The organism is Phyllobacterium sp. 0TCS1.6A, assembly GCF_026420825.1.
Lineage (GTDB): Bacteria > Pseudomonadota > Alphaproteobacteria > Rhizobiales > Rhizobiaceae > Phyllobacterium.
On the sequence record NZ_JAPMAB010000014.1, the window covers coordinates 13,345 to 36,847 of the forward strand.

A 23,503-nucleotide genomic window follows, 5' to 3' on the forward strand; every position below is an offset into this window, starting at 1 on the left:
CCCTCCCTATGTCAATCGGATGCGCGGATCGACGAGCGCCGTGAGCAAGTCTGCCGCAAGATTGCCGAGAAGTACGAGAATGGCCGAAAACATCAGCAGGCCCATCACCACCGGATAATCCTGATAGCCGAGGCTGTCGAGAAAAAGCCGGCCCATCCCCGGCCAGGTGAAGACTGTTTCGGTGACGAGAGCGCCGCCGAGCAGCGTCGGCACCTGCAGCCCGGCCAGCGTAATCATCGGCAGCAAGGCATTGCCCACCACATGCTTCATCAGCACGCGGCGCTGCGTCATGCCCTTGGCGCGGGCGGTGCGAACGAAATCCTGATTGATCACCTCGAGCGTGGCCGTGCGCATGTAACGGCTCCAGACCGCCACATCGACCAACGCCAGAACCATGGCGGGCATGATGAGGTGAATGGCATAGTCCAGCAACGAACCGTCGCCGACCGTGTACATGTTGCCTGCCGGCAGCCAGCCCAGCTTCAGCGAGAAAATGTAGATCGCGACCAGACCAAACCAGAATGTCGGGATCGACAACGCGACCATGGCCCCGACCGTCGCGGCATAGTCGAAGATGGAGTAGCGCTTGGTCGCCCCCTTGATTCCGACCCAGGTGCCGATCGTCACCGAGATGACGGTTGCGGTTCCCATCAGCAGCAGCGTCGCCCCGAAATGGCCGGTGATGACGTCGAGAACCGGGCGGCCGTCGCGGAACGAGCGGCCCCAGTCGCCGCGCAGCAGCCGCCAGAACCAGTCGGCATATTGCACGATCAACGGCCGGTCGAGGCCCATCTGCGTCGAGATCCGGTCGAGGTCGGCCTGGGTCATGCCCGGCGTGAGCGCGAATTGCGATAATGGACCGCCCGGTGCGAGATTGAGCACGGCGAAGCCGATCATGGATACCAGCACGAGCAGCACGAGGCTTTGCCCAAGCCTGTTCAATATGTAGCGTGTCATTTTATCGATCTCCGATACGGATTCGACGGCACTGAGGGCCGGGCCTGTCGCCCGGCCCGTTCCGATCCTATGCCTCTTCCCAGTACCAGGACCCGATGTTCCAGGTATCGATGCGGTTGTTCACATTCGGGGTAAAGCCGGTCATGCCCTTCTTGCGGCCGCGTATCGTTGCGTACTGATAGATCGGCAGGAATGGCAGTTCGGCGCGGATGATCTCCTGTATCTTGAGATAGGCCTTCTTGCGCTCTTCCGGCACGAAAACCTGTCCACCCTCCGTCAAGAGCTTGTCGACTTCCGGGTTGGAGTATTGCCACGTGTTCTGGCCCGCTCCTCCCTTGGCGTTGATCGAACCCGTGGCGAAATAGTCCGACGTGTCGGGATCGGGCCCGGTGAGAAAGTCGAGACCGACGACAACGGAATCGAATTTCGACTGCATCCAGTATTCGCCCCACATCACTGCCGGGGGCAAATTGGAGATGGTCATTTCCACGCCGATGTCCTTGAACGATTGCTGTATGAACTGCTGCAGCTGTTCGCGGAGATGGTTGCCCGCCGTGGTCGAATTCGAGAACGAAAGCCGCACCCCATCCTTGGCGCGGATCCCGTCTTCGCCCGGTTGCCAGCCGGCATCGTCGAGCAGTTTCTTCGCTTTCTCGATGTCGAATTCGTGCTTGGGCAGATCGGGATTGAAATAGAACGATTGCTGCGGCATGTAGGTTTCTGTCGGGGTGGGCAGCCCGTAATACAGCGCATCGATGATGGTCGCCTTGTCGAGCGCATAATACAGCGCCTGACGAACGGCAGGGTCCTTGAACTGCGGCTTTTCCATATTGAAGGTAACGGACTCGACAGTCCCGCCGGGCACCGTCTGGACCGTCTTTCCTTCCAGCGCCTTTGCCTCGTCGTAGTGGTCGGGCGTGATCCATTGCAGGCCGGTCACGTCGATATCGCCGGTCTTGAACTGGGTGTAGAGCACCGTGAGATCGGGAATGTATTTGTAGATCACCCGCTCGAGATAGGGACCATCGCCGTAGTAATCCGTATTGGCGGCAAGTTCGATGTGGTCGCCCGCGACCCGTTCGACCCATTTGAACGGGCCCGTACCGACAGGCGCATTGTTGAACGGTGCGGTGTTCCTGTCTTTTTCCGGTTCGAGAATATGCTTCGGAACGATGAAGGTCGCCGCCAGGATCGAGGCATAGGGCGCATATGGCTTTTCCATCCGCCAGGTGATTTCCGTCGGCGATACGACCTTGATGTCGCGGACCTGGTCGTGCCCTGCCCGCCGCGCGCTGCGAAAATCCTTGTCGACGACGAGGTCGAGCGTGAACTTGACGTCTTCGGCGGTGAACGGCTTGCCGTCATGCCACTTCACGCCCTCGCGCAGCTTCACCTTCCAGTTGAGACCATCGGCGGAGATGCCACCATTCTCCACTGTCGGGACCTCGACGGCGAGGGCCGGCGTGAATTTTCCTTCCGGGTCCACGTTGAACAGCGGGTCGAAGACGCTGAAGTGAATACCCTCATCCACTTCGATATGCAGCAGGTGGGGATTGAAGACGGTGGGTTCCTGCGAGAAGCCGATGATGACCTGGCCCTTGGGAGTCGATGGTGGAGCCGCATAAGCCTTGTCGCGGCCGAGCACGCCCGGCATGACGAGTCCGGCTGCGCCCACGGCACCCATCATCGCCAGCGCCTGGCGTCGGTTGGGATGGAGAATTGAATTTCGATGCTTGTCAGACATTGTGTTTCCCTTCTTATTGGTTCGTTCAATGTTCCAGTCTGCATTCCATCTGCCCTTCGGCAGAGCATTCTCGTCATCGCGTGGCTCCTCAACCACGCCGATCCTAGAACCCGCTGAGCGGTCGCACCTTCGAGCCATCGCTGAAGCGGGAAAAGCGGAATTCCGCGGGGTCGACGACAGGCGGGCGGCCTGTGACGATATCGGCCATCAGGCGGCCCGCCGCCGGGCCGATGCCGAAGCCATGTCCTGAGAACCCCGTCGCGATGTGAAAGCCCGGAACCTGGTCCACGGCGGAAATCACGGGAATGGCGTCGGGCGTCACGTCGATATAGCCCGCCCAGCGCTGGGCGATCTCGGCCTTGTTGAAAACCGGAAAGGCAGCCTTCAGTCCGTTGAAGGCCTTGTCCGACATTTTCAGCGAAGGCTTGGGATCGAGCACCCTGTTATATTCGAACGGGCTCGCCTCATCCATGTTCCAGCGCGTGGGCATGCGCGCTTCGTCGAAGAAGCGACCGCCAAGGCGAAACGAGAGAGAACCCCACTCCATTTTGAGGGCGGGAAGGAAATTCCGCGCGTAGCGGAACGATTTCGGCACGATATCGACGATATTCTCGTGACCGGAGGCGATGGTATAGCCGCCGTCCTGGCGCTTGCGAATGGCGAAATCCTTGGACCAGAGGGCGGATTCCGGTCCGCCTTCCAGCGGCTTCGTCCGCAATACCGTGTTCATCACCTTGAGTTGCGGCAGATCGATGCCGTACAGGCCGCAGAAGAGATTGGACCATGCGCCGCCAGCCAGTACGACGGCGTCGCAGGCGATACGGCCGCGTTCGGTAACGACGCCGGAAACCTTGCCGCCCGACGTCTCGATGCCGCGTACGGCGCATTCGGTGAGGATGGCCGCACCCTTGTCGCGCGCGGCTTCGGCGACGGCGGGGGCTGCTTTTTGCGGTTCCGCCCGGCCATCGGCCGGCGTGTACAGCGCGCCCTTGAGTTTCATGTTGCCGCCCGGCAGGAGCTCGTCGAGCTCCTTGCCGCTGACCATGCGGCTGGGCAGCTGGTATCCTTCCAGATTCTTGCCCCAGTTCTCATGCTCTTCATAGGACTTGTCGTCCGGGCAGGCGAATATGATGCCGGCGCGCTTGTAGCCGGTATCGCGGCCGAGCCTTTTGTCGAAACCGGACCAGATGCGCAGCGCTTCGGCCATGAGCGGCACTTCCCGCGGGTCGCGCCGCGAGATGCGCACCCAGCCCCAGTTGCGGCTGGACTGTTCCTGACCGATGCCGCCCTTTTCGCACAGTGCAACCTTTTGACCGCGCTCGGCGAGTTCCAGCGCCGTCGAGGTGCCTATGATACCCCCGCCAATAACAACGACGTCGACTTTCTCGGGCAGGTTTTCGTCGCCATGAACGCGCACCACATAGGGACCGGGCATTTTAATAGAGTTCCTCTAACTGACAATTGACGGTAAATTCGGCGACGCTCGCCTCATTCGGCAGGTCGAGCAGCATCGCGACAATTCGGGCGATGTCTTCGGGATCGGTCATGAGATCGTCGGCGCGATCGGTCAGGGCCCGCGCCATGTCCGTTGCGACGAACCCGGGACATAGCGCCGTTGCGCGAATGCCGAGGTCCCAACCGGCGTGGCGAATGCCATGGGCCAGTGCCACGGCGCCGAACTTGGAGATGGAGTAGAGCCCGGCGCCCGCGGATTTGACGCGCTTGCCGGAGAGCGACCCGAGTATGACCACGCGGCCCCTGCCGCTTTTGCCAAGGGCGTCCCAGGCTCCTGCAACCAGCCGGCGCGGAGCCTTGACGTTGACGGCCAGCATGGCATCGAGATCGCTGTCATCCGCTTCGATGACGTTCTTCGGGATCATGATGCCAGCATTGGCGACGATCGCGTCGATCCGTCCGAACTTCGATAGAGCCCGCTCGACCCATGCCGCCTCGGCCGATCGATCATTGGCATCATATTCGAAGAGGTGCACACGGTCCTCGTCGGCCCAGTGCGGCAATTGCGGACTGCGCATACCCAGCGACAGCCGCCATCCCGCAGCGCCAAGCACCCGGGCGATGGCATCGCCGATGCCTCTGCTCGCTCCCGATATAAGGGCGACGCGTTCTTCGCTCATATCACTGCTCCCCCGGCATGCCGACCATCCTCCGATATGCGCGCCGCAATATGTCCATGACCTGGGCCTGCTCGTCCTCGGCAATGAACGAGAAGAACTGTCTGGATTGTTCGGTGACGATCGGCCGGATGGCCGCGGCAAGCTCGGCGCCTTTCGGCGTCACGAACAGTTCGTGCGCCCGGCGTTCGCGTTCCGACGTTTTCCGGATCAGCAGGCCATGGTCGATCATCTGATCGATAAGGCGCCCCATGGCGGAACGGTCTTTCATGATGATCTGGGCAATGACCGACGGCCGGATCCCGGGATGACTGTCGACGAGAAGCAGCGTGGTGATCTTGCCGGTGCCGCGCGCCACATCGCATCCCTCCAGACGCTCGTCCAGGTCGCGCGACACTGCGATATTCATCGTACGGATGTAGAAGCTCAATGTGTTCTCGAGCACGTCGAGGTCGACATGTTCAATCGTCGTCGGTTTCCGCGCTGTCTCCGGCATCGGGCAAATTCCTTCGCTGCGCCCGACACGCTCTCACTCGTCCGGGTTTCCAGGGCTCTGAATTTGTTATGCAGCTTTCAATTTGCATGCTTCGGCAAATAGTGGACAAATGCAACTATTATTTTGCCCAAGCCAGCAGGAATATGATGTCAGGAACGGACTTGCCCGTTCGTTAGGCGAAACGCGCGCCGGACGTGCACGCCAAGCGCAAAGATCAGGCAGCAGGTTCCCACTGGCTGCCCGGTATCGCCGAGACGAGCCGGCGGGTATAGGCATGCGCGGGGTTGCGGAAGATTTGCGACGGCGGCCCGAATTCGACTATCTGACCGCGATACATCACCGCGATATCGTCGCAGATCTGGCTTGCCACGCGTAGATCGTGAGTGATGAAGATCATCGCCACATCGAGCAATTTCTGGACCTTCGTGAGCAATTCGAGGATCTGCGCCTGAATTGAAACGTCGAGCGCCGATACGGCTTCATCGGCAACGAGAAGCGCGGGATCGAACATCAGCGCCCGTGCAATGCCGACCCGTTGCCGCTGCCCGCCCGAGAACTCATGCGGATAGCGATTGTAAGCGCCTTCATCCAGACCGACGAGCTTGAGAAGTTCAAGCGCCTTCGCTCTTGCATCCGCGGCGCTGACGCCGTGCGCCATCGGCCCGACGACAAGAATCTGCCCGATCGTGTGGCGCGGATTGAGCGAAGCGAACGGGTCCTGGAAAATCATCTGTATATATGGCCGCAGCGGACGGAATTGATTGGCGTCCAGCGGGGCAATGTCCTGCCCGTTGAACAATATCCTGCCGCCGTCCGCGTCCATCAACTTGAGGAGGACGCGTCCGAGCGAAGACTTTCCGGAACCCGACTCGCCGACGACGCCGAGCGTGCGGCCTTTTTGGATGCTGAAGCTCACATCGTTCACGGCATGGACCCGGCGCCCCTTCGTGAAGAAACTGCCGCCGCTCGTATAGATCTTGTTGAGCTTTTGCACCTCAAGCACGACGGGCGATTTCGCATCGCTGAGCCTGTCCTTGTCCCGCATCCGCGGAACGGCGGCCGTGAGGCGCTGCGTGTAGGGATGCGCTGGATGATTGAGCACGTCATCCGCCTTTCCCTGCTCGACGATCTTGCCTTTCTCCATCACGACGACCCGATCGGCAATCTCGGCGACAACCCCGAAATCGTGCGTGATGAACATGACGCTCATATGCTTGTCGCGCTGGATCTTGCGGATCAGCTCCAGGATCTGCGCCTGCGTCGTCACATCGAGCGCCGTCGTCGGTTCGTCGGCGATCAGCACGTCCGGGCCGAGCGCGAGGGCCATGGCTATCATCACCCGCTGCCGTTGTCCGCCCGACAGCCGGAACGGATACTGGTGCTGTATGAGAAGCGGATCGGGAAGCCCCACCTCATCGAGCAGATCGAGCACCGCCTGTGCCCGGCCTTGCGGCGTTCCGACACCATGCACTTCCATGACCTCGGCGATCTGCGAGCCGATGGTCATCAGCGGGTTGAGTGCGGAGAGCGGGTCCTGGAAAATGATCGAGACGGCGCGGCCGCGCAGTGCGCGCACATCCTCCTCCCTCGCCTTGAGGATGTCCATATCCTTGAAGCGGATCGCGCCCCTGCTGGGACGGATCGACGACGGCAGCAGGCCCATGATGGCATTCGCGGTAACGGACTTTCCCGAACCCGACTCGCCGATGATGCACAGGATCTCCCCAGAACGGAGCTCGAAGGAAATGTCCTCGACCGCGTGGCGTCGCTCCATTCCCCTCGGAAGATCGATGGTCAGATTTTCAACTGTGAGGATAGCCTCCCCTTTGACGATGGCGCTGTTCCCGGCTGCATTCGTCATCATCAGGCATTCCTTTCCGATCGATAGGTTCCCGGCGCCTGCCATCGCGGCGGCAACGGCGCTGCATTGCAGCATCATGCTCGATTGGATCGTGGAATACAACGATGTCTGTGCCGCTGATTTGCCTTTGCGCAGGAAGAGCCGTTGCCGGCGTCAATTCGGCATGTAGAGCGAGCCCAGCCAGACAAGGGCGATAAAACTCAGCAATGTGATAACAAAAAGTGTCATTCGGCCGTCCAGAAGTGAGGCAGAACCATAGACCGGGCGGCAATGGCGCATCAACTCACATTAATGAGAGTGACAGGGCGTGATCGACCGGCTTTCGCGCCCTTGCGGGCCATCAGGCGCTGATCCAAGATGGGCCGCAAGCATCGAGCGCAGCCCTGGAGATGAAAATGCCCGGCCCTTTCGAAGAACTGACCTGGTTGAATGAACCGCCGCATTACCGGATCGCGGGCGACGCACTGGAGATGAGAACCGGCAAGGACACGGATTTCTGGCGCGAGACCTTCTATGGTTTCTGGCGCGACAATGGTCATTTCCTCCATAGGGCGGTGAGTGGCGACTTCACCGCCGAAGTGACCATAAACGGCAAGTACGAGGCCCTTTACGATCAGGCCGGCCTGATGATGCGGCTGAGCGAGACGCATTGGATCAAGGCCGGCATCGAGTTCACCGACGGCACCATGTATCTCTCCGTCGTCGTCACCAATGATGCTTCCGACTGGTCGCTCGTGCAGATCCCGGCCAGCACCGCCGACGTCAGGATAAGGCTCACCCGCCACAGGGAAGCCGTGCGCGTGCAGTATCTCGATGCCGCCACCGGCCATTGGATGCCCGTGCGCCTTGCATATTTTCCACCGTCGGCAACGGTTTGCGTCGGCATCATGGGCTGTTCTCCGCAGCGCGAGGGTTTCGAGGTCACGTTCAGCGATCTCGTCATAGGGCCGCCTATCGAAGCCCGGCTGCATGACTAGCGACTGGAACTGACCGCAACGTCGAGGGTGCCCGGACGACACGCCGCGGCATATCGACGAATCCCACTCGCTCGTCAAACGCCGAGCGGTTTGTCCGGCGTCGGAGCGGACTGTCACTAAACTTATACATTCCTGCGCTAGGAACGAGCGATAGTTTCGACGGCAGATTTTCCCTGCATTTTTATATTTTATTGTTTTCAGGTTTCATTATGAAAAAGAATAATATTCTTTATTGCACGACGATATTGTTTTCATTCCTCGCAGGTATAACGCACGGCAATAGTGCCGAGGATTCGATTAAGATCCTCACTTATAATGTGGACTTTTTCGCAACGGCCCCGTTGAAAGAGATCGTGACCTTCTTTCTCAACGGCAAGTTCGACGTGATCGCGCTGCAGGAAGTATATATCTTAGCGTCGATGAAAACGGCTTTGAACGAAGCACAATCGGTCCATACCTATCGGGGTGCGCAACCGGCCTCGGGTGACGCTGTTATCAGTCGCCTGCCCGGCATCATAGGCACCAATACACCGCCCGGGGCGTCAACGTTTGGGGACGGACGTCATTTTATTGTTGATGGAACCAAGGAAAGGCCGGAAACGACGATGGTTTCGGTCCACCTCAACCCAGGCAGACCAACAAGCCGCCTCGATCAGGCAAGGCAGCTCGTGTCGTGGGCTGGCGATAGGAAACTGCCCACTTTTCTTGTTGGCGATTTCAATGCGGGTGACGTTTCAGAGCAGGGCTTGCCGCAAGGAGCCACCTATCCCAAGGCAGGCAATGAACCGACAACATTGAATACCTTCAAGCACCAATATCAGCTCGTCCAGACGGACAGCGAGCGAGAGCTGTTTGAGAGCCACGCATTGCAGGATGGACGTTATACCTGGCCAACCATGGCGGGCGATGGTGACATAAAAGGCTGGAATGGGTGGGACCGCGTGAAGATCGACCATATCATGCCGGCGAGACCTTTCGCCAAATGGTATGTCATCAACGATCGGCCGGACGACCAATATGTCGGCATCATCGACAAGCCGGAACGCGACGGTAAATTATCGGATCATGCTCTTTTCGCGCACAATCTGCGCTGGGTTGGGCCTATCCTGCAGAAATATGACGAAACCGCCGAAGGCGAGCAATACAAGGTTCGCCTGGCCTGGAACGGCAATGCTTCCACATTTGCCGAAAATGCCGGCATCTTCCATCTGACACGCAACAATCTGCGCCGGGACGTCTATCTGGGGCAAATCGTGGAAAAAGATTCGTCGAATCCTCCGCCGCTTCCGATCATCCCGAATGAGCTGAAAGACCTGACAGAGGCGGAGAAGAAGACGCTACTCGATTGCGCCGGCGGAAATGCGCGTTACGCCAAGTCCGTACAGGATTATTGCATCGACGATCACAGCTTCATCGACGAAGTCCTCGTCGCCGACAATGGTACCGTGGTTGTGACCGAGGATGCCGCCCTCGGTCCATCAAGCGCCAAGCTGCGCCTGGACAAGGGGAAGTTGCGCATCGACGGTAGCGAATTTACCCGTCTCGGCCGGGAGCTGGCAATAGAAGCAGGCGGCGGGACGCTGGATATCAGCGACAAGTCGAACAATGTCACCCTGTCCAGCGGACTCTCCGGTAGCGGAGAATTGTTCAAGGCCGGACCCGGACGATTGACGGTTGATGGCGATTTTGCACAGAGCTTCACCGGCACGACGGTCGCGGGCGATGGCATGCTTACCGTCAATGGCACGCTCGGCGGGCTTGTGGATGTGCGCAGCCATTTGAACGGCGTCGGCACTGTCGCCGGACTGCATGTCTCCCGCGGCGGCACGGTTTCACCCGGCAATTCGGTCGGCGAGTTCCACGTACGGGATGACGCCATCTTTGATTCGGGCAGCACGCTCGATATCGAGATTGCCGCCGACAAGACCACAGCCGATCGCATCCTGGTCGGCAAGACAGCCACCATCAACGGTGGAACGGTGGCTGTCCGGATGGTCGATGAACCGGCGCTGCTGAGCGAGGACCAGATCAAGGGACTGTTCGACAATCGGTACGCCGTTCTGACCGCGGGTGAACTGAAGGGCACGTTCGAAACGGTCACGCCCCAATACAGATATGTCCGCGCCAAGCTCGACTATACCGACAAGGACGTGCTGCTGGGATTCCACCTGGTGCAGGAACCGGCCGTGGCCGGCATAGACAACGAGAAACAGAACCCGGTGGAAGAAATCGCCGGGGCGCAGGAACTGAATTTGGCCGGTGCCGACAGCCAAAATCAGAATGCGGTCGGCGAGGCCGTCAAATCGCTCGGCCTCGGCAATCCGCTGTTCAACAAGTTGCTCTTCTCCAAGATCGAAGATGCGGCCAATTACGACCTGCTCAGCGGCGAAGTGAACGCCACGGTAGGCGGGGCGGTGATGACGGCTGGTCATTTCGCATCGGACGCGGTGACGAACCGGGTCCGCGGCGCTTTCGGTGGCGTTGCAGCGAAAGAACAACCGACAACTGCACCCCTCGCCTATGCGCCTGTTCCAGGCGCCACGTCGGCACAGGCTTTCGCAAGCATCGACCCGAAGAACAGGCCCGCTGGCACCGTCACGCTTTGGGGAGAGGCTTACGGAACCTGGTCCAGTGTCGATGGCGACGGCAATGCTTCCGGTCAAACGGGCAGAAGCGGCGGGCTCATTACCGGTCTGGATGGCATCGTGGCCGACACCTGGCGGCTTGGCCTCATGGCTGGATACGGCAACACATCGCTGAATTCGGCCAGGGGCAATGCCAATGTGGACAGCTACCAGATGGGTGTCTATGCCGGCACCCAATGGGACGCGCTTGGCCTTCGCTTTGGCGTCAATCTGGCACAGCATGACATCGAGAGCAGCCGCACGGCCCAATGGTTCGGCATTATCGACAAGAACGAGGCCGCCTTTGGTGCGCAGACGGCTCAGTTCTTCGGCGAGGTCGGTTACACGATCGCCACGCCATTTGCCGTGTTCGAGCCATTTGCCGGCGTCAGCCATGCGCACATGAAGACCGAGGGCTTTGCCGAACAGGGCGGCCCCACGGCCTTGTCTGGTCTGCCCGGCACGTCGGACGTGACGACGACACTCGGCCTCCGGGCCTCGCGGACTTTCGCGGTCAATGAAATGATCAGCATTGTCGGCCATGGCATGCTCGGCTGGCAGCATTCATTGGGGGATGTCGTGCCAACAGGCCGCTACGCCTTTGCGGGGGGCGCGCCGTTCACCGTCAGCGGCCTGCCAATCGCGGAGAATGCGCTCAACCTCGAAGCGGGACTGGACGTCAACATAGGCAGGCGGACGACACTCGGCCTTGGCTATACCGGCCGCTATTCCACTGGCGCCAACGACAATTCCATCACCGCAGAGGTTGCAGTGCGGTTCTGAGACTGGAGGGCAGCTGTAAGCGTGCAGCAAGCCGACCGGCAGCAATCGCTGCCTCTGTTCAGCCGGCGTCGGCCGGCTCCATCACACGGCGCTGGCGATAGCCGAGCCAGAGCAATGCCAGCGCGGCAATCGCCATCCATGGCAGGAGCAGCATGTTCAGCGCCTGCCACCCGACATATTGCAGCAGGACCCCGGAGCCGAACGAACAGGCAAGACCAACGACAAAGATCGTCATATCATTGGTCGCCTGGGCGCGCCCTTTCTCGGCAGCCGTATAGGTGCCGGTCAGCAGGGCCGTTCCGCCGATATAGAGAAAGTTCCAGCCTATCCCCAGGAGGACGAGAGCACCCGCAAACGAGCTGAAGCCGGTTCCGCTGAGCGACATGAGCACGTGTCCTGCAAGCAGGGCGAGGCCGGCAAGCATGATGCGCAGGACACCGAACCGGGCTATCAGCGATCCGGTGACGAAGGACGGCAGGAACATGCCGAGCACGTGCAACTGGATGACCGTCGCGGTGCTTGCCAGGTCATGATCATGATGCGTCATGGCGATGGGTGTCGCCGTCATCGCCAGGATCATGATGCCATAACCCGTGACCGCGCCGAACAGCGCGACGAAATAGGTGGGCTGAAACACGATCTGAGCCAGCGGCCGGCCACGACCGGTGTTTTCGGCCACGGCCTGCACCGCCGGTACCTTCAATCCCGTCAACAGGCAGGCGGCGATCAGCGAGACAAGCGACAGAAGGAGGAACGAACCGGCATATTCCGGCTGCAGGATGGGCCCGCCTATCTGGCCGAGCATCGGTCCTGCCAGGGCGGCGACTACGCCGCCGCCGAGAACGATCGATATCGCCCTGGACTTGAAAGCTTCGTCGGAGACCTCGCTGGCGGCAAAGCGGTAGAATTGCGCGAAGGCCTGGTAGGCGCCGACAAGCAGGGTTCCGAATGACAGCAGCAGCAGCGAGCCCAGCCAGATGCCGAGTGCGGCAAGCACGCCGCCGGCAACACCGAGAGCGGCGCCGGTAATGAACCCCGTGCGCCGGCCTACGCGCGCCATCCACATCGATGCTGGAAAGGTGGCACAGGCAGTGCCGAGCAACATGGCCGCTACCGGCAGCGTCGCCAGTTCCGGCCGGGCGGTGATCGCTCCGCCCGCAAGACCACCGACAGTGACGACCAGCACCGATGTGGTCTGGAACAGTGCTTGCGCGGTGGCGAGCAGGAATACCTGCCGGTGCATCTGGTTATTTATCATTGGCGCCCCCTCTCGACGCAATCGCCGGGGGCATTCCTAGCACTTCACCGGCTGTGCGGCCGTTCACAAAGCCGTCAACCGGCATGACGACGATCAAGCGGGCCTATCCGGGCTCAGGCCGGACAGCGATGGACCTCGACGACCGGCGCAATGCCCGCCGGATCTGTATCAACGGAAGGAGCAGCAGGCAGAGGCGATGGCGCTGTTGGAGTAGCGCAAGGCGGCGTCCGATATGCCGGCGTCTGCGATGGCGGACCTGATTTTCGCCGCGTTCATTGCAAGCCGCACGTCTTCGCGCGCGACCCCGTCGCTCTGCATGACCAGGCGGATGATCGGGTCGTCCAGCAATTCATCCAGTGTCGGGTCCAAATTTGCCATCGTCGCTATCCTTCATCATGTTGTGTGGCAGCAAGCTACTGCCAGCTGATGACAGCCGTTGGTCTGCATTGTGACCAATGTTTGAAACTTTGAGGGCGGCGGACGCATGTGCGGCGCATCAATGCCACCAAAATACGGGTTGACGGTCGCGGCAGGATCAGTTTGGAGTCGGCGCCAATATCGGACGGCGGAGCGTCGTACCGCGAGGGAGGAAATTCATGTTCTATGCGATACTGGCCTATCACGAGGAAGAAATAGTCGCATCCTGGACCAAAGAGGAAGATTCCGCACTCATGGAGGAACTGCTCGAGGTCAATCAACGCCTGATCAGCGACAAGACCATGGGCCCTTGTGCCCGGCTCGGACCGACGCGCGAAGCCGCGACGCTGCGCGGCAAGGGCGAAGGTTTCATAACCGACGGTCCCTTTGCGGAGACCAAGGAACAGCTTCTCGGCTTCTATGTCGTGGAGCGCCCGTCGCTCGATGCCGCAATCGACGTGGCACGGCAGCTTCGCCGCGCCAATCCGACCGCAACCTATGAGGTCCGTCCAGTCATGCTCTACCGTCAAGGTGCGACCCTGTCCGACGGGGAAGTGCAAGCGTAACGGCTTGCGGGTGATCTGGCCTTTTCCGGTTGTCTGGCCTTTCCCGGTTGTCTTGCCTTTCCCAGCGATCTTGCCTTTCCCAGCGATCTTGCCTTTCATCGAGGTATGTTTAGTATTCCAGCCGGCAGGGTAACCGCCCCCGGCGAATATTGCTGCACCGGGTGTCGTCGGCCCCGTGCTGGAGAACAATGTGACGAGCGAGTCGACCGGCGAACCATCGAAATCCACAAATCCGGCCATCTCCAGCCAAAGAAGACGCCGGCTCCGCCTGTCGCTCGCGATTGCCGGCGTCGCGATGCTCGCAATATTCCTCGCCGGTTGCGGCATATATCTTTCGATCACGGCCAATCTCAGTCATATCGCGCTTGTGTCTGAGGACCTTGGTGATGCCCGGCCGGTCAAGACCGATACCAATTCGCTGAACATCCTGTTGATCGGCTCGGATGAACGCGACGGCATGAATGCCGAATACGGCGCCTATGATGGCGAGCGCGCCGACGTGATCATGCTTGCCCATGTTTCGAGCCAACGCCGCGAGGCGACGGTGATCAGCTTTCCGCGCGATCTTCTGATCCAGCTGCCGGCCTGCCAATCAGGCGATGGCTGGTCGGGGCAGAAGAAGCATCTCGGCATGATCAACTCCTCGTTCAGCTCGGGCGGCGTCGGCTGCCTCTGGAAGACGGTCGAGAAGCTGACGGGGGTCTATATCGACCATGCGGCAATGGTGGATTTCAATGGATTCAAGTCCGTGGTGGACTCCATTGGCGGCGTAAGCGTCTGCCTGCCGCAAGCGGTGCGGGATCAATATAGCCAGCTGGATCTGCCCGCCGGTTGGCAAACCCTCCGGGGCGAACAGGCGCTTGGCTATGTGCGGGCGCGCTATGGCATCGGCGATGGCACCGATATCGGCAGGATACAGCGGCAGCACGCTTTCGGCGCCGCCATCGTCAAAAGGGTCCGCAGCGGCGTCCTCTTCAATCCGTTACGGCTGGTCGGGTTCCTGAATGCCGTCGCGCGTTCGATCAGCACCGACCCCGGAATGACCCCCGGCGTGATGAGGCAGCTGGCCTTTTCCCTGCTGTCGGTCGAGCATTTCCAGTTCATCACCACGCCGTGGCGCTATTCGGCGGTCCAGCCCGGCCGGGTTGAATGGCGCGCGACGCCGGCAAGAAAACTGTTTCGGTCAATCGCCAACGACCAGCCCATCGCCCAGCCTGAAATAAGAGCTCCCGACAGAACCGTCGCCCTGCGACCGGCTGGCACCGCACCGGCACCCCGGGCCTCCGAGGCGAAAGCTTCGGACACTCCCTGCTCGACTTCCGTCAGCGGATAACGCTTCTCGCGGCACTTTTCCGCCTGCGGCAGCAATCTTTCGAAATAATTTTCCAGATGTGTAGGATCGGCGCTCCCTCGACCGTCCTAGTGTGATGGAATTGAAATATGCCTCTCTAGGCGCTGGTGCCGGAGCATATTTCAATTCCGAAACCACACTGGAAACATATCGTTGCTAGTGACCCTCTCGAACCTGAAGTTCACCTGACGCTGCTGCAATAATGTCGTGAACTTCAGATTCGGGTCACTGGTTGCAGAACGAAACGCAAAATGGAGTAGCTACCGTGCCGAAGATGATTTTCCTGAACCTGCCTGTTGAAGATATCGCTGCCGCAACCCGCTTCTACGAGATGCTGGGCTGCCAGAAGAACGAACAGTTCAGCGACGAGCGCGCATCGAGCATGATGTGGTCGGATGTGATCACGTTCCAGCTGCTGACCCGCGACTATTTCAAATCGTTCAGCCACAAGCCCATCGCCGATCCGCGCGGCGCCGTCGGGGCGATGATCGCCCTCTCCCTGGATAGTCGCGAGGACGTCGACAGGCTCGTCGAGGCGGCAAAAACCGCCGGTGGCAAGATCGACGTGCGCGCCGCGATGGATCTCGGTTTCATGTACAACCGCGCCGTCGAGGACCCGGATGGCCATGTCCTGGAACTGGTCTGGATGGATCCTGCGGGCATGCCTGCCGACGCGAGCTGATACCCAACCGAAACACGCATTGCGCGAGCCACGGGCCCGACCGCATCACTGCACTTCAAGGAGTAAGATCATGAACGCATCCACCATGCTCTGGTCGGGCCGAATTCTGACAGGGCTCTTTGCCCTGTTCATGCTCGCAGCGTCCATATCGCCCAAATTGCTGGGCCTGCCCGTCGCCGAAGATACGCTGGCGCAGCTCGGATGGCCGGCGGGCTATTCCTATTTGATCGGTTTTATCGAATTGGGCTGTCTTGTGCTCTATCTCATACCGCGCACGAGCGTTCTCGGAGCCGTGCTGATGATGGGCATCCTGGGCGGAGCCATGGCAACGCAGATCAGGGCCGAAAGCCCGCTGTTCAGCCATGTATTCTTCAGTCTCTATCTCGGATTGTTCATGTGGGGCGGCCTGTGGCTGCGCGATGCCGGCCTGAGGGCGGTCTTTCCGTTCCGCTCGCAGCCTGTCTCCGCAAAGGCAGCCCAGCCTGCCGGCCTCGTGCGCGCACGATAGGCCGGTTGGCAATCGACAAGGATCGCGATAGCGATTGACGGCCCGGGCGAATCAGCATGTCCATGCTGCGCCGAATGCCGGCATCGGTTCGCGGAACCGCAATATTCGAGAATCGGGAGGCGATTCATGCATGAGAACCTGAAAGCGAGAAGCGAACAACTTGCGGGGCGCCGCGAGTGGATCGGCCTCTGCGTGCTGTCCATCGCCTGCCTGATCTATTCCATGGACCTGTCCGTGCTGTTCCTGGCGATGCCCGCGATCATGGCCGATCTCGATCCATCTGCGTCGGAACTGCTTTGGATCAACGACATATACGGCTTCATGGTCTCCGGCTTCCTCGTCACGATGGGCACGCTCGGAGACCGCATAGGCAGAAGGCGCGTCCTGCTCGTCGGTGCCTTCGCCTTCGGCGTGGCATCGGCATTGGCCGCGTTTTCCAGTACGGCTCAGCAGTTGATCATCGCGAGGGCGCTGCTCGGAATTGCCGGCGCGACGATCGCCCCCTCGACGCTGTCGCTGGTCGTCAACCTCTTCCACAACGAGGCCGAACGGACGCGCGCCATCGGCATCTGGGGCACGGCCTTCGCCCTGGGCGGCCTGGTCGGACCCCTGATCGGCGGCGGCCTGCTGCAATATTTCCATTGGGGTTCGGTGTTCCTGATCAATATCCCCATCATGGCCGCGCTGCTCATCGCGGCACCGTTCCTGCTGCCGGAATACAAGAATGACGAAGGCGGCAAGCTCGACCTTCTCAGCGTTGTTCTCTCGCTGGCGACGGTCTTGCCGGTCATATACGGCTTCAAGCACATGGCCGCCTATGGCTTCGAGCCAACGCAGCTGGTGCCGATCGCGGTTGGCGTGCTGGTTGGCGTCTGGTTCGTCCGCCGGCAGAAACAGCTTGCGCATCCGCTGATCGACCTTGCGCTATTCCGCATACCGGCATTCACGGCCTCGTTGATGGTCAATCTCGCCGGCGTGTTCTTCGTTTTCGGCGTGTTCCTGTTCCAGAACCTGTTCCTGCAGCTGGTGCTGGGCCTGTCGCCGCTGGAGGCCGCGCTCTGGTCCGTGCCGTCGGCGCTCGTATTCACGGTGATGTCGCTCCAGGCCTATCGCGTCGTCAATCGCTTCGGGCAGGTCAAGACCATTCTGCTTGGCCTGGTGGTCAATGCCCTCGGCACCGCAGTCATGGCGATGGCCGCCTATTCGGAGAGCCTGCTGGGCGTCCTTGGTGCAAGCATGCTGGTCGGCCTCGGCTTCGTGCCCGTGATCCTGACCACGACCGGCCTGATCGTCGGCACGGCTCCGCCCGAGCGTGCGGGTTCTGCCTCGGCCATATCCGAAACCGGCGCGGAATTCGGCGGCGCGCTGGGTGTTGCTATCCTTGGAAGCATCGGCACCATCGTCTATCGCATGACGATGGAAGGCGTCGATCTCGCGGGGCTGAGCAGCGCGCAGGCGCTGGCGGTATCGACCACCTTGACGGGTGCGGTCGAGGTCGCGAAGACCATGGGCAACGCCGTGGCTCCGGCCTGGCTGGAAACGGCGCGGACAGGCTTCTCGCTCGGCTTTGCCGTCTGCTGCGCCGTCGCAACCATAACATTGCTGCTACTGGCGGCCATCGCACGCAAGGTCTATGCGACGGCCCATATCGACGAGGCGAGCGTCGCCGCCCACTGATTGCGGCCCACTGATTAAGGAGGGTGACCATGGCTAGCAGCATGTGTACGTCTGCGCTATGGCTATGCAACCAAGCTGACGATATGGTTGTATCCGCAACTTTCCGGATTCTAGAGACCAGACATGCGACAGGTGATCAGTACCATATTCGCGGTGTCGCTGGTGTACGGCGCCCTTGCCGGCGTCGATGCCCATGCGGCGCCAAAGCGTTCAGCTGAACTTTCCACTCTCGACAGGATAAACAAGATCATCCGCGGCGAAGGCACGCCCGGTGAAAGCGTCACCTCGCAGAATGGCGACGTCGTCTATACGGTCCTTGAAGGCGGTGGCGTCGAAGTACGCAATAAACGCTACGGAACCGTGCGCCAGTATGGGCCGGTCCCGCCGCAGAGCGACAATGTGAACAGCCGCGCCAAGCCGCTCTACCAGTAACGGCCAATCACGGGCGAACCGAAATCGAGGTCCGGAAGCGCCGGGACCTCGATATTCGCATTCAGATCAGAGCGAGGCGCCCACTTCGCGAAGCTCCTTCAGGATCGGCGCTTTTGGAAGCCAGATTTCATCATATGCCTTGATGATATCGGCGCTGTTCTTGAGGTCGACATCGACGATCTTGATGCCGGTATCCTTGAAGTTCTGCAGCAAGGCCGCCTCGTTCGCCACCGTCGCATCCACCTGTTTCGCTAGTTCTTCCTGGATCAGGCGGGTGATCAGCGCGCGGTCGCTTTCCGGTACGTTCTTCCAGACCCGTGCCGAAACCAGTGCGACGCATGGCATGAAGATGGCGTTCATGCGCAGCATGGTCTTCGCCACCTTGTCGTAGCGCTGGTTCCACGACAGATCGAGATCCGCCTCGAGGCCGTCCACCTGGCCATTGGACATCGCGTCGAATACCTGCGGTGTGGGAATAGGCGTCGGCGCAGCACCCAGAAGCTGGTAGAAGTCACGATAGGCCGGGGTGGTGTTGATCCGCAGCTTCATGCCGTTGATGTCTTCGATACCATTGACCACATTGCCGGTGAACACGACGCGGAGCGTGGTGATGCCATAGCCGAGGCCGATCGTTCCGGTCTCGACCGGCAGCACCTCGAGCAGCTTCATGGCGACGGGATGACGGACGAGCTTGGCGACATTTTCGGTGCTCGTCACCAGCCAGGGCGCATTGATGGCGGCAATCTGCGGAATGCGCGAGCCGAGCTCCGCGGTCATGATCCAGGCGAGATCGAGCGCGCCCGACTGCATCTGCTGCAGCATTGCGCCTTCATTGCCGAGCTGGTTGGACGGGAAGACCTGGATGGAAAGCCGGCCATTGCTTTCTTCCTGGAGACGCTTGCCCACAGCCTCGGCGGCAATGTTCCAGGGATGGCCGGGCGGCGTGGTGATGCCAAGGCGATAGACCTTGGATTCCTGGGCACGAAGCAATGAAGGTGTAGCAAGCGCCACCGCCGAACCGAGCGATGCTGCCTTGATGAATGAGCGCCGAGTGAATGGCATTGGTTTGTTCCTTGTCGCGTGTGGTTATGAGAAATAGGTCGAAAGAACCGGGAAGATCGACAGCAGCACCAGGATGATGCAGCTGATGAAGAAGAACGGCAGCGTGACGATGAACATCTTGCCCGGCTTCGCGCCGGTTACCGCCGAAGCGATGAAGAAGTTCAGGCCGACAGGCGGTGACAGAAAGCCGAGCACGAGGTTGATCACCGCGACGACGCCGAAATGCACCGGGTCGATGCCATAGACACCCGTGGCGATGGGGAGCAGTATCGGCACCGTCATGATCAGGCCCGGCGCCCCGTCGATCACCGTGCCGATAACGAGCAGAATGACGTTGACCAGGAGCATGAACATGATGGGATCGCTGGCGATGGTCTGTATCCATGCGGCCACGCGCTGCGGCACCATGCCGTATACGAGCACCCAGGAGAAGACCGCCGCAGCGGCGATCAGGAACAATATGCCGGCGGAAAGCACGCCCGCCTTGACGAACATGGACGGAAGCTTGTCGAGGCTGAGGTCCTTGGTGACGAAGCGGCCGACGAATATGGCAGCGACGACGCCCATGGCGGCCGCCTCGGTGGGGTTGGCAATGCCGGTGACGATGGAACCGACGATGATCAGCGGAATCGTCAATGTCGGCAGCGCGCTCACCACGATCTCGACGCGGCGCCTGAAGGCCAGGCGCTCGCCGCGCGGATAATTGTAGATGAAGCCCATCAGGGCGATGATCGCGCAGAAGGCGACGGAGAGCAGCAGGCCCGGAATGATACCTGCCGCCAGCATGGTGCCGACGGGGACCTGCGCGATGACGCTATAGACGACGAACATGATGGATGGCGGGATGATCGGCCCGAGCATGCCCGCATAGGCGGTCAGGCCTGCGGCGAAAGTCTTGTCGTAGCCCTTCCGTTCCATTTCAGGCACGACCATCTGCGACATCAGGGCCACCTGCGCCGCAGCCGAGCCGAGAATGGAGGCGACAAACATGTTGGCGAGGAGGTTGACATAGGCCAGCCCGCCTTTCAGCGCGCCGACAAAGGCCATGGCCATGTCGATGATGCGGCGGGTGATGCCGCCGCCATTCATGATTTCGCCAATGAGAATGAAGAGCGGGATGGCAATCAACCCATAACTGTCCAGACCGGTGAACATCTGGGTCGGAAACGACACGAACAGAACAGAATTGTCGGTCTGCCAGATATAGGCAACAGCCGTCAGGCACAGCACGATCGAGATCGGCAATCCGATCAGCATCAGCAATGCCATTGCCGAAAAGGTAATCATCATGCGGCTCCTTCGGCATTGGCGAGAGCCATCTGCTTGCGCTTTTCGGCGAAGCCGAGGTCTTCCAGCAGATTGGCGAGGCAGTGCAGGGTCAATGTCACCGAGAAGATCGGCAGGATGAGATTGACGACCCATGTGGGCCATTCCAGCGTCTGCGTCCTTTCGGAGTAAAGGAAATTGAAGCTTTCGGCGGCGAAGGCCCTGGGATCGAAACCATGCGACGCGATGCCGATCGGGTCCATCCAGTTCCAGCACATCACGATGAAGCCTACTGCGAAACACAGGGAAAGCCCGGTGGCCAGGGCCCGCAATCGCCCGACCCATACCGGCGGCAGGCTGTCGGACAGCAGCGTCACCGCGAAATCCATGCGCAGCCGCGTCATGACCGACGCGCCGATGAAGCCCAGCCAGATCATCGAGAATATCGATGCCTCGTCGATCCAGTAGATCGGCATCTTGGCAAAGCGCGTCACGACATTGGTGAGGATCAGCACGAGCAGGATGGTGATGAAAACGCCCGCGAGAAACTTCTCCAGGCTCAGGACCGCTTGAGATATGGCCGTGATCTTGTCGGCCAAGCCCCTGCGGGCCGGACTTTCGTCCACAATAGGCATGCGCATTCCCCTTTGCATTTTTGGTGTATATTATAAGTATACACAATCGGGAGCTGTCAACGGTTTTCGTGCAAGCAGCCGTTCAAAGCGGGTTCCGGGCGATGTCAGTCCGCCAGCGTGACGGCAAAGCCACGCCTGCACCTGTCGCGTGGCGCGGCGTGATCGGCAGTATTGGAGTTGTCGGCGGTGATCAGATCCTGATCTGCTCGCGGCGGTCTTCCGTGATGAGCTTGCGGATCTGTTTGACGATCTGGTCCGCATGTCCGCTGGCGAGGCTGTCGGCGAGATCGATGTCCTGCTCTTCGATGGCGCGGATCATGTCCTCATGCTCGACCACATATTGTTCGGGCAGGCGGTCGGCGAACGAAGAATAATAGAGCCGGAGCAGCCGGCGCCCCTCATCGAGGAGACGGGCAAAGAGGCTGGCATAATAGGGATTGCGGCCGGCATCGGCGATGGCAGCATGAAAGTCGCGATTGGTGGCGATCATCTTCAGCGCATTCTGCTCGCGAACGGCGCGTGCGAAATCTTCCTGATGCGCGCGGATGATCTGCAGGTCGTCGGCGGTCCGATTGCGCGCGGCCAGCCGCGTCGTCATGCGATACATCAATGTCATCGCGTCGAAGAATGCCGGAAGCCCGAGGAAATCGATGTTCGACACCACCGTCGACCGATTGGGAAGCGCGGTCACCAGGCCATCGCTGCCCAGCCGAACCAGCGCTTCGCGGATCGGCGTTCGGGACATTTCGAAGCGCTCGGCCAGCTGGTTTTCATCGATCGGACTTCCAGGGGGCAATTGCAGGCTGATGATCTCGTCCCGCAATATGTCGTAGACGAACTTGGCCCCCGAGCCCTTCTTCCGGTCCGGTGACGGGAGCGCCTGTTTCTGGTTCATCGCATGTCCTTCTATGTAAGCCTAGGAATAGGCAAGAGCACCCTTGGGATCAAGCGCATTCGGCGCCCGCCTCCCGTCCTCCACCATCATTCTGCCTCAGCGCATAAAAGATGTCGACAAAAAGAATACATGTTATATATTGCTTGCAGTTCAGATAGATCATGCAGCGGAACCGCCACGGCGGACTGGCGGCAGGACGAGGAGAAATCATGACCGACACTATCTTTTCAGGTTGCATCCCAGCGCTCATGACGCCGTGCAAGAACGACCGCACCCCTGACTTCGACGCGCTCGTGCGCAAGGGCAAGGAACTGATCGCCAGCGGCATGTCCGCGGTGGTCTATTGCGGCTCGATGGGCGACTGGCCGCTTCTCACCGATGCGCAGCGCATGGCCGGTGTAGAGGCCCTGGTCAAGGCCGGCGTCCCCGTGATCGTCGGCACCGGCGCTGTGAACACTTCAGTTGCAGTGGCCCATGCGAGGCACGCACAGGAGGTGGGTGCGAAAGGCTTGATGGTCATTCCGCGCGTTCTGTCGCGCGGCTCTTCCGTCACGGCGCAGAAGGCCCATTTCAAGGCGATCCTGACGGCCGCTCCAGACCTTCCCGCCGTCATCTACAATAGCCCGTATTATGGCTTTGCAACCCGCGCCGACTTGTTCTTCGCGCTTCGCGCCGAACATCCGAACCTGATCGGCTTCAAGGAGTTTGGCGGCAGTTCAGACATGCGCTATGCCGCGGAGAACATCACCAGCAAGGATGAGAACGTCACGCTCATGGTCGGCGTCGACACCAATGTCTTCCATGGATTCGTCAATTGCGGTGCAACAGGCGCGATCACCGGCATCGGCAACGTGCTGCCCAAGGAAGTGCAGCTTCTGGTTTCATTGTCGAAGGCTGCCGCAGCGGGCAATGCCGCGGCGCGCAAACTCGCGCTCGAGCTTGAAGCGGCTCTGGGCGTGCTCTCCTCCTTCGACGAGGGCCCGGATCTCGTGCTCTTCTACAAGCACATGATGGTGCTGACCGGAAACCCGGAATATGAACTGCATTTCAACGAGACCGACAAGCTGTCGGACAGCCAGCGTCGCTATTGCGAGGCTCAGCTCGACCTGTTCCAGAAATGGTACGCCGATTGGAGCAATCAGGAGCGCGATCTCCTCAAACAGGCGGCCTGATTCAAGCG

Annotated in this window: 21 protein-coding genes; 9 read left to right on the forward strand and 12 right to left on the reverse strand. The window is 60.4% G+C overall.

Going from position 1 to position 23,503, the window contains the following annotated elements:
* Positions 1-6: 6 nt before the first annotated feature.
* The 6 genes from OSJ75_RS22090 to OSJ75_RS22115 all read right to left on the reverse strand — a co-directional run bounded on the left by OSJ75_RS22090 (position 7) and on the right by OSJ75_RS22115 (position 7,193).
* Positions 7-957, reverse strand: a complete 951-nt coding sequence (locus OSJ75_RS22090) for an ABC transporter permease (RefSeq protein WP_267229554.1) — start codon at positions 955-957, stop codon at positions 7-9.
* Positions 958-1,024: 67 nt separating this feature from the next.
* A complete protein-coding gene (locus tag OSJ75_RS22095) occupies positions 1,025-2,701 on the reverse strand; it encodes a peptide ABC transporter substrate-binding protein (protein WP_267229555.1) in 1,677 nt (558 codons plus the stop codon).
* Positions 2,702-2,804: 103 nt separating this feature from the next.
* Positions 2,805-4,136, reverse strand: coding sequence for an NAD(P)/FAD-dependent oxidoreductase (locus tag OSJ75_RS22100; protein ID WP_250017727.1), 1,332 nt, complete (start codon positions 4,134-4,136; stop codon positions 2,805-2,807).
* Between the two features lies 1 nt (position 4,137).
* Positions 4,138-4,836 (reverse strand): SDR family NAD(P)-dependent oxidoreductase, encoded by a 699-nt coding sequence (locus OSJ75_RS22105; RefSeq protein ID WP_267229556.1) that lies wholly within the window; start codon positions 4,834-4,836, stop codon positions 4,138-4,140.
* A gap of 1 nt (position 4,837) precedes the next feature.
* Complete coding sequence (locus OSJ75_RS22110) at positions 4,838-5,329, reverse strand: MarR family winged helix-turn-helix transcriptional regulator (protein WP_250017713.1); 492 nt, start codon at positions 5,327-5,329, stop codon at positions 4,838-4,840.
* A 214-nt stretch (positions 5,330-5,543) separates the two neighbouring features.
* Positions 5,544-7,193, reverse strand: a complete 1,650-nt coding sequence (locus tag OSJ75_RS22115) for an ABC transporter ATP-binding protein (protein ID WP_250017710.1) — start codon at positions 7,191-7,193, stop codon at positions 5,544-5,546.
* Between the two features lie 392 nt (positions 7,194-7,585).
* On the opposite strand from OSJ75_RS22115, the gene OSJ75_RS22120 reads away from it, so the two are divergent.
* Together OSJ75_RS22120 and OSJ75_RS22125 are read left to right on the forward strand one after the other, a co-directional pair.
* Complete coding sequence (locus OSJ75_RS22120; RefSeq protein ID WP_250017708.1) at positions 7,586-8,167, forward strand: DUF1349 domain-containing protein; 582 nt, start codon at positions 7,586-7,588, stop codon at positions 8,165-8,167.
* 209 nt (positions 8,168-8,376) lie between these two features.
* Positions 8,377-11,574 (forward strand): autotransporter domain-containing protein, encoded by a 3,198-nt coding sequence (locus OSJ75_RS22125; protein WP_267229557.1) that lies wholly within the window; start codon positions 8,377-8,379, stop codon positions 11,572-11,574.
* A 58-nt stretch (positions 11,575-11,632) separates the two neighbouring features.
* Here the strand turns inward: OSJ75_RS22125 and OSJ75_RS22130 are convergent, their stop codons facing one another.
* Both OSJ75_RS22130 and OSJ75_RS22135 read right to left on the reverse strand, forming a co-directional pair.
* On the reverse strand, positions 11,633-12,832 hold the full coding sequence (locus tag OSJ75_RS22130; protein ID WP_267229559.1) for an MFS transporter: 1,200 nt from the start codon (positions 12,830-12,832) through the stop codon (positions 11,633-11,635).
* A gap of 168 nt (positions 12,833-13,000) precedes the next feature.
* Entirely contained in the window at positions 13,001-13,210 is a 210-nt protein-coding gene (locus OSJ75_RS22135; protein WP_267229560.1) for a hypothetical protein, read from the reverse strand.
* A gap of 218 nt (positions 13,211-13,428) precedes the next feature.
* Between OSJ75_RS22135 and OSJ75_RS22140 the strand changes: the two genes are divergently transcribed.
* The 6 genes from OSJ75_RS22140 to OSJ75_RS22165 all read left to right on the forward strand — a co-directional run bounded on the left by OSJ75_RS22140 (position 13,429) and on the right by OSJ75_RS22165 (position 18,465).
* Positions 13,429-13,815 (forward strand): YciI family protein, encoded by a 387-nt coding sequence (locus tag OSJ75_RS22140; protein WP_267229561.1) that lies wholly within the window; start codon positions 13,429-13,431, stop codon positions 13,813-13,815.
* A gap of 190 nt (positions 13,816-14,005) precedes the next feature.
* Positions 14,006-15,148 carry an LCP family protein gene (locus tag OSJ75_RS22145; protein ID WP_267229562.1) on the forward strand — a complete coding sequence of 381 codons (1,143 nt, stop codon included), beginning with the start codon at positions 14,006-14,008 and terminating at the stop codon, positions 15,146-15,148.
* 283 nt (positions 15,149-15,431) lie between these two features.
* Entirely contained in the window at positions 15,432-15,848 is a 417-nt protein-coding gene (locus OSJ75_RS22150) for a VOC family protein (protein ID WP_267229563.1), read from the forward strand.
* A 70-nt stretch (positions 15,849-15,918) separates the two neighbouring features.
* The gene (locus OSJ75_RS22155; RefSeq protein ID WP_267229565.1) at positions 15,919-16,356 is read left to right on the forward strand and encodes a DoxX family protein; all 438 of its coding nucleotides are present in this window, start codon (positions 15,919-15,921) and stop codon (positions 16,354-16,356) included.
* A 126-nt stretch (positions 16,357-16,482) separates the two neighbouring features.
* Positions 16,483-18,033: an MFS transporter gene (locus OSJ75_RS22160; protein WP_267229566.1), complete on the forward strand. Its 1,551-nt coding sequence runs from the start codon at positions 16,483-16,485 to the stop codon at positions 18,031-18,033.
* Positions 18,034-18,156: 123 nt separating this feature from the next.
* On the forward strand, positions 18,157-18,465 hold the full coding sequence (locus tag OSJ75_RS22165; RefSeq protein WP_250017687.1) for a hypothetical protein: 309 nt from the start codon (positions 18,157-18,159) through the stop codon (positions 18,463-18,465).
* A 66-nt stretch (positions 18,466-18,531) separates the two neighbouring features.
* On the opposite strand, the gene OSJ75_RS22170 is transcribed toward OSJ75_RS22165, so the two are convergent.
* The 4 genes from OSJ75_RS22170 to OSJ75_RS22185 all read right to left on the reverse strand — a co-directional run bounded on the left by OSJ75_RS22170 (position 18,532) and on the right by OSJ75_RS22185 (position 22,323).
* Positions 18,532-19,527: a TRAP transporter substrate-binding protein gene (locus OSJ75_RS22170; RefSeq protein WP_267229567.1), complete on the reverse strand. Its 996-nt coding sequence runs from the start codon at positions 19,525-19,527 to the stop codon at positions 18,532-18,534.
* Positions 19,528-19,551: 24 nt separating this feature from the next.
* Entirely contained in the window at positions 19,552-20,814 is a 1,263-nt protein-coding gene (locus OSJ75_RS22175) for a TRAP transporter large permease (protein WP_267229610.1), read from the reverse strand.
* Positions 20,814-21,428: a TRAP transporter small permease gene (locus OSJ75_RS22180; protein WP_267229568.1), complete on the reverse strand. Its 615-nt coding sequence runs from the start codon at positions 21,426-21,428 to the stop codon at positions 20,814-20,816. Before OSJ75_RS22180 ends, OSJ75_RS22175 begins: the two co-directional genes overlap by 1 nt.
* A 190-nt stretch (positions 21,429-21,618) precedes the next feature.
* On the reverse strand, positions 21,619-22,323 hold the full coding sequence (locus OSJ75_RS22185; RefSeq protein WP_267229569.1) for a GntR family transcriptional regulator: 705 nt from the start codon (positions 22,321-22,323) through the stop codon (positions 21,619-21,621).
* Positions 22,324-22,532: 209 nt separating this feature from the next.
* On the opposite strand from OSJ75_RS22185, the gene OSJ75_RS22190 reads away from it, so the two are divergent.
* On the forward strand, positions 22,533-23,495 hold the full coding sequence (locus OSJ75_RS22190; protein WP_250017670.1) for a dihydrodipicolinate synthase family protein: 963 nt from the start codon (positions 22,533-22,535) through the stop codon (positions 23,493-23,495).
* Positions 23,496-23,503: the final 8 nt, after the last annotated feature.

Coding starts and splice junctions, on each gene's coding strand:
- OSJ75_RS22090 (WP_267229554.1), bottom strand. CDS start 957: ATGACACGCTACATATTGAACAGGCTTGGGCAAAGCCTCGTGCTGCTC.
- OSJ75_RS22095 (WP_267229555.1), bottom strand. CDS start 2,701: ATGTCTGACAAGCATCGAAATTCAATTCTCCATCCCAACCGACGCCAG.
- OSJ75_RS22100 (WP_250017727.1), bottom strand. CDS start 4,136: ATGCCCGGTCCCTATGTGGTGCGCGTTCATGGCGACGAAAACCTGCCC.
- OSJ75_RS22105 (WP_267229556.1), bottom strand. CDS start 4,836: ATGAGCGAAGAACGCGTCGCCCTTATATCGGGAGCGAGCAGAGGCATC.
- OSJ75_RS22110 (WP_250017713.1), bottom strand. CDS start 5,329: ATGCCGGAGACAGCGCGGAAACCGACGACGATTGAACATGTCGACCTC.
- OSJ75_RS22115 (WP_250017710.1), bottom strand. CDS start 7,193: ATGATGACGAATGCAGCCGGGAACAGCGCCATCGTCAAAGGGGAGGCT.
- OSJ75_RS22120 (WP_250017708.1), top strand. CDS start 7,586: ATGCCCGGCCCTTTCGAAGAACTGACCTGGTTGAATGAACCGCCGCAT.
- OSJ75_RS22125 (WP_267229557.1), top strand. CDS start 8,377: ATGAAAAAGAATAATATTCTTTATTGCACGACGATATTGTTTTCATTC.
- OSJ75_RS22130 (WP_267229559.1), bottom strand. CDS start 12,832: ATGATAAATAACCAGATGCACCGGCAGGTATTCCTGCTCGCCACCGCG.
- OSJ75_RS22135 (WP_267229560.1), bottom strand. CDS start 13,210: ATGGCAAATTTGGACCCGACACTGGATGAATTGCTGGACGACCCGATC.
- OSJ75_RS22140 (WP_267229561.1), top strand. CDS start 13,429: ATGTTCTATGCGATACTGGCCTATCACGAGGAAGAAATAGTCGCATCC.
- OSJ75_RS22155 (WP_267229565.1), top strand. CDS start 15,919: ATGAACGCATCCACCATGCTCTGGTCGGGCCGAATTCTGACAGGGCTC.
- OSJ75_RS22160 (WP_267229566.1), top strand. CDS start 16,483: ATGCATGAGAACCTGAAAGCGAGAAGCGAACAACTTGCGGGGCGCCGC.
- OSJ75_RS22165 (WP_250017687.1), top strand. CDS start 18,157: ATGCGACAGGTGATCAGTACCATATTCGCGGTGTCGCTGGTGTACGGC.
- OSJ75_RS22170 (WP_267229567.1), bottom strand. CDS start 19,527: ATGCCATTCACTCGGCGCTCATTCATCAAGGCAGCATCGCTCGGTTCG.
- OSJ75_RS22175 (WP_267229610.1), bottom strand. CDS start 20,814: ATGATTACCTTTTCGGCAATGGCATTGCTGATGCTGATCGGATTGCCG.
- OSJ75_RS22180 (WP_267229568.1), bottom strand. CDS start 21,428: ATGCCTATTGTGGACGAAAGTCCGGCCCGCAGGGGCTTGGCCGACAAG.
- OSJ75_RS22185 (WP_267229569.1), bottom strand. CDS start 22,323: ATGAACCAGAAACAGGCGCTCCCGTCACCGGACCGGAAGAAGGGCTCG.
- OSJ75_RS22190 (WP_250017670.1), top strand. CDS start 22,533: ATGACCGACACTATCTTTTCAGGTTGCATCCCAGCGCTCATGACGCCG.